Origin of the sequence: Roseibium sp., assembly GCF_025698965.1 — a bacterium.
GTDB lineage: Bacteria > Pseudomonadota > Alphaproteobacteria > Rhizobiales > Stappiaceae > Roseibium.
In genome coordinates this window covers 1-4,656 of the sequence record NZ_JAILWL010000498.1, presented here as the reverse complement: position 1 = coordinate 4,656, position 4,656 = coordinate 1, and the positions used below count along the sequence as shown (strand labels likewise).

Sequence of the window (4,656 nt, the reverse complement as noted above, 5' to 3'; positions counted from 1 at the left end):
CAGCTTGAGTGCTTTGATCCACATGAACCCTTCGTTGCCCCCGAACGCTTCAAGGAAGCTTACAAGAGCGGGTACAACGGCAAAATTCTGGATTGGCCGCATTATGAGAAAGTGACCAATTCGAGCCAGGAAATCGCCGAGATTCGCGGCAATTACGCTGCTCTCGTGGCGATGTGCGACGAGTATTTCGGCAAGCTTCTGGATCATTTCGACGCTCATGGTCTTTGGGAAGACACATGTCTGATCCTGACGACCGATCACGGGTTTCTTTTGTCGGAGCACGAGTGGTGGGGCAAAAACAGAATGCCCTATTATGAGGAGATTTCTCACATACCGCTCATGATCTGGCATCCGGAGCACGCGGACCAGTCCGGTTCGCGGCGCAAGAACCTGACCCAAACACCGGATCTCATGCCGACCATACTTGAGTTCCATGGGTGTCAGGTTCCTCCCAGCGTGACCGGTGCATCGCTAAAGCCCATGCTGGCTGACGATGCGCCGGCTCACGAAAGTATCGCCCTGGGCATGTTTGCAGGTCCGGTTTGCGTAACGGACGGGCGCTACAGCTACTTCCGCTACCCGGAAGACCTGTCGGGGGAAAATCTCAATCTCTATACCCTGATGCCAACGCATCTTGCCTCGCATTTCGAAATCAGTGAACTGAAAACGAGCGAGCTGGCCGGGCCGTTTGACTTCACCAAGGGCGTGCCGCTTCTGAAAATTCGTCTCGACCCGAAAAACACCCAGGTCGGCAGCGACGGCCTCACACTTGAAGACTGCGAGTCAGCTCTCTTCGACCTCAATACCGATCCGGAACAGACAACTCCGTTGTCGGACAATGCCGTCATCAGACGTCTCACGGACCGAATAACCCATCACTTCACCCAACATGACGCCCCGGAGGAACTTTATGCGCATTTTGGTCTCGTCACCGATGGCGCGCAAAAAGGGAAGACGGAAACACTGAGATCCGGGACCTGAAATTGAAAACAGGAGGAGGAAAACATGAAGCTTCTAAGGTCTATGAGGACGGTTGTCGCCGCCGCGGCAATTGTGACCCTATCCGCCGGCGCATCCGTTGCCGAGTTTCCTGAGAGGACCATCGAGCTGATCCATCCCTGGGGACCGGGAAATGCCATGTCGGTCAGCCAGCTGATCGCCAAGGCAATGGGAGAAGAGTTGGGGGTCGACATGCCGGTGATATCAACACCGGGCGCAGCCGGAACGAAGGGGCAGAAGACCGCCATGTCACGACCTGCGGACGGGTACACCGTGTTTGACGGATATGTCGCCCCGCTGGTGCTCCAGCCAATCCTTGGAAATGCCGACTGGACCTACAGCGATTTCAAACCGCTGCATTCGGCGGTTTCAAATGCCTTCGCGATTGGAGGACGTGTTGACGAAACGCGCTGGTCCAATTTCGAGGAAATGATGGAATACGGCAAGGAGCACCCGGGCGAACTTCGCTATTCCTCGGGCTCGCGCAACAACCTGCCGCATATGGTGATCGCGAAAGTGCTGCAGTCCTATGGTGTCGTTGCTCAGAATATTCCCTACACGCAGGACGGAAACGCGGTCAAGGACCTCAAGTCAGGCGTGCTCGACTTTTCCTTCATCAATGTCGGTAACTACATCCAGGACAAGCCAGCCTTCAATATCATGCTGGTGCTGTCCGAACTCCCCGGGGCCAAGGCTTCATATGACGGCGCTCCCAGTATCGCGGATCTCGACATTGATCTCGGTCTGTCCGGCCTGGCGCCGATGGGATGGACCTGGTGGATAGTTCACGAAGACACGCCGGACGACGTGACCGAGAAACTGCGCACAGCCATGGAAGCAGCCATGGAACGTCCCGATGTTCGGGAGGCCATTGCAAAGGTCGGGTTCGTTCCGCTGGAATGGGATCACACCCAGTATGATGAAGTGGTCGGACCGGTACTCGACCAGCTTTCCGCCATGGGCAATGCTCTGAAATGGGAAGAAGAAGAGCTGAAAAAACTGAGATAGAGCGAAAGCGGCGATGACCTCAAGAACCCTTACCCTACTGGTTACAGCATTCTTTGCGATCATCGTCGGGATCGTGTTCCAGCAAATTCACACATCCATGCATGAGCAGGGGATCGCCAGCGGCGGTCCCTATGACAATGCTGCGGCCTATCCACGTGCCGTGGCCATTGTCATAGCCGGATTGGTGATCGTTCAGATCCTGATGGAAATCCTGTCAGGTCATCAGGAGAAGATCGGCCTTGAACCGCAGGCACTCAAAAGAGCGGTAGGCCTATTGTTCGTCTTCGCACTCTATCTGGGATGTCTCCAATGGCTCGGTTATCACCTGACAACAACGCCGATGGTGTTCGCGGTGATGTATATCTGCGGCGCCCGCCAAATTGGAAAGATGCTGCTCGCCGCAATCGTCATGTCATTCGGGTTTGCCTTCGTCTTTGAGAGATTTCTCAATGTCGTGCTGCCGGGCGGCATCTTCAGACTGAATATCCCCTGGTAGGCCCCGCGATGCTGTTTGAATCCCTGCTTGCTGGTTTCCAGCTCTTTCTGACCCCGATGGCGATCGGTCTGACCTTCATCGGTATCCTGATAGGTCTGCTTGTCGGTGCCATGCCGGGCCTGGGTCCGCTCATGGGCATCATCCTGCTCCTGCCCGTGGCGATCGGTTTGCCGCCTGTCGCTGCCATGGGATTTCTCATTGCGATCTTCGTGGGCGGTTCCTGCGGCGGTTCGATTTCCGCCATCTTGTTGCGTATCCCGGGCACGCCTTTGGCGGCAGCAACGCTGTTCGACGGGTATCCCATGGCCCAGAAGGGACGGGCGGCAGACGCTATCGGAATTGCGATTTCCTCTTCGGCCATCGGTGGTCTGATCGGGGGTGTCGTGCTTATTGCCGCGTCGCCGATCCTCGCCAAATTCGCCAGCGGCTTCGCTCCGCCTGAATATGCCATGCTTGCTGTGACCGGGCTTTTTGCGATCGCACTCATTTCCGGCGGATCCCTGATCAAGGGCCTTATTTCAGGCTGTTTCGGCCTCTTGCTTGCGACAATCGGGACCGATGAGTTTTCGACCGGCTACCGCTTCACCTTCGGCTCGCATCACATGCTCAACGGTTTTCACATCGTCGCGGTGGTCGTTGGACTTTTTGCGATATCGGAAATGGCTCACCAGATCATCGGGAATGACCTTCTGAAGAAACCCGATATCAAGGTGGAACGACCGGGGTTCGGGTCGCTTTTGAAGACATTGCGGCACTGGGGCAATCTTCTCAGATCCTCCGGTATCGGCGTTTTCTTCGGCGCGTTGCCAGGTGCAGGAGGGGTCATCAGTTCCTTTAGCGCCTATGCGATTGCCAAAGCTGCCGCAAAACCGGGCGAGAAATACGGCGAAGGTGCCGAAGGCGGTGTCGTCGCCACAGAAAGTGCCAACAATGCAACTGTCGGAGGAACACTGGTTCCCTCGCTGGCACTTGGCATTCCCGGTGACGCCTCATCGGCGATGTTGCTGGGCGCCCTCTTGATCCTCGGATTTGTTCCCGGACCGATCCTTTTCGAACAGGAACCGCAGTTCGTCGGCGGAATTTTTCTCGTCTACATGGCGTCAAACATCTTTCTGCTCATCGCCGGCATTCTTGCAACACCGTTTTTTGTCTACGTGCTCAGGATCCCAAAATTCTACCTGATCCCGATCATCCTGATCCTGTGTTCGATCGGAACGTTTGCCTTGCAGGCATCGGTCTTTGATCTGATGGTGATGTTTGGCTTCGGGTTGGTGGGCATTCTGTTCCGAGCAACAAATTATCCATTGGCGCCCATCGTCATCGGCATCATTCTGGGTCCTATTCTGGAAAACAATTTACGCCGCGCACTCCTGATATCCCGGGAAGGCTACTGGATTTTCCTCGACAGACCGGTGTCGGCAACCCTTGTCTGCGTCAATGTGCTTCTCATATCTGGGGCGCTGGTCTATGCCTTTAGAACGCGCCGAAAGGTCTTTGCCAGACGGGAAGAAGCTTAAGCCGCGCTGTCAAATGTGAGACCGGGAAAATCTCAGGAGGAGTGTCTGGGCAGGCTCCAGGTCTGCGCCCGACGTCTTTACTTTTGACCTCAAGCCACTACGCTGGCACTTATACGACGAGCACCCGCCACGAACATTGCGGCCTCACAACTCACCCCCAGACAGAATTGCGAAATGCATCATGACCGAAGCCAAGAGTGGCGACACGGTACGTCTTCATTACAAGGGTACACTGGATGACGGTTCTGTCTTTGACAGTTCCGAAGGCCGCGACCCCCTGGAATTCACGGTTGGTTCCGGTCAGATCATTCCAGGTCTCGACAAGGCCATACCAGGCATGAAGGTCGGCGACGAAAAAACTGTCCGGGTCGAGGCAGCCGAAGCATATGGGCCACTCAACCCAAGTGCCCGCCAGCCTGTTCCGCGCGCCCATATTCCCGAAAATGTCCCGCTTGAAGTCGGTCTGCAACTTCAGGCGCAAACTGAAAACGGTCAGATGATGTCGGTTACGGTCGTTGAAATTTCGGACGAGGAAGTGGTTCTTGACGCCAACCACCCGCTGGCAGGCAAAGACCTGACTTTTGAAATTCAACTGACCGGGATCAACTGACCGGTCTTAAATCGCTGTCTGAATCC

At 55.6% G+C, this 4,656-nt stretch carries 5 protein-coding genes; all 5 read left to right on the top strand.

Annotated elements, in window-relative coordinates; all coding sequences use genetic code 11:
• The coding region (locus K5905_RS27990; RefSeq protein ID WP_297590497.1) for a sulfatase-like hydrolase/transferase at nt 1-981 on the top strand (981 nt) is incomplete at its 5' end.
• 24 nt (nt 982-1,005) lie between these two features.
• Entirely contained in the window at nt 1,006-2,007 is a 1,002-nt protein-coding gene (locus K5905_RS27985) for a tripartite tricarboxylate transporter substrate binding protein (protein ID WP_297590495.1), read from the top strand.
• A gap of 13 nt (nt 2,008-2,020) precedes the next feature.
• Nucleotides 2,021-2,503 carry a tripartite tricarboxylate transporter TctB family protein gene (locus tag K5905_RS27980; RefSeq protein ID WP_297590493.1) on the top strand — a complete coding sequence of 161 codons (483 nt, stop codon included), beginning with the start codon at nt 2,021-2,023 and terminating at the stop codon, nt 2,501-2,503.
• An 8-nt stretch (nt 2,504-2,511) separates the two neighbouring features.
• The gene (locus tag K5905_RS27975; RefSeq protein WP_297590491.1) at nt 2,512-4,020 is read left to right on the top strand and encodes a tripartite tricarboxylate transporter permease; all 1,509 of its coding nucleotides are present in this window, start codon (nt 2,512-2,514) and stop codon (nt 4,018-4,020) included.
• A 181-nt stretch (nt 4,021-4,201) separates the two neighbouring features.
• Nucleotides 4,202-4,630 carry a peptidylprolyl isomerase gene (locus K5905_RS27970; protein ID WP_297590489.1) on the top strand — a complete coding sequence of 143 codons (429 nt, stop codon included), beginning with the start codon at nt 4,202-4,204 and terminating at the stop codon, nt 4,628-4,630.
• Nucleotides 4,631-4,656: the final 26 nt, after the last annotated feature.

Bases quoted from the DNA above. Each gene is read 5' to 3' on its own strand.
- K5905_RS27985 (WP_297590495.1), top strand. From the start codon at position 1,006: ATGAAGCTTCTAAGGTCTATGAGGACGGTTGTCGCCGCCGCGGCAATT.
- K5905_RS27980 (WP_297590493.1), top strand. From the start codon at position 2,021: ATGACCTCAAGAACCCTTACCCTACTGGTTACAGCATTCTTTGCGATC.
- K5905_RS27975 (WP_297590491.1), top strand. From the start codon at position 2,512: ATGCTGTTTGAATCCCTGCTTGCTGGTTTCCAGCTCTTTCTGACCCCG.
- K5905_RS27970 (WP_297590489.1), top strand. From the start codon at position 4,202: ATGACCGAAGCCAAGAGTGGCGACACGGTACGTCTTCATTACAAGGGT.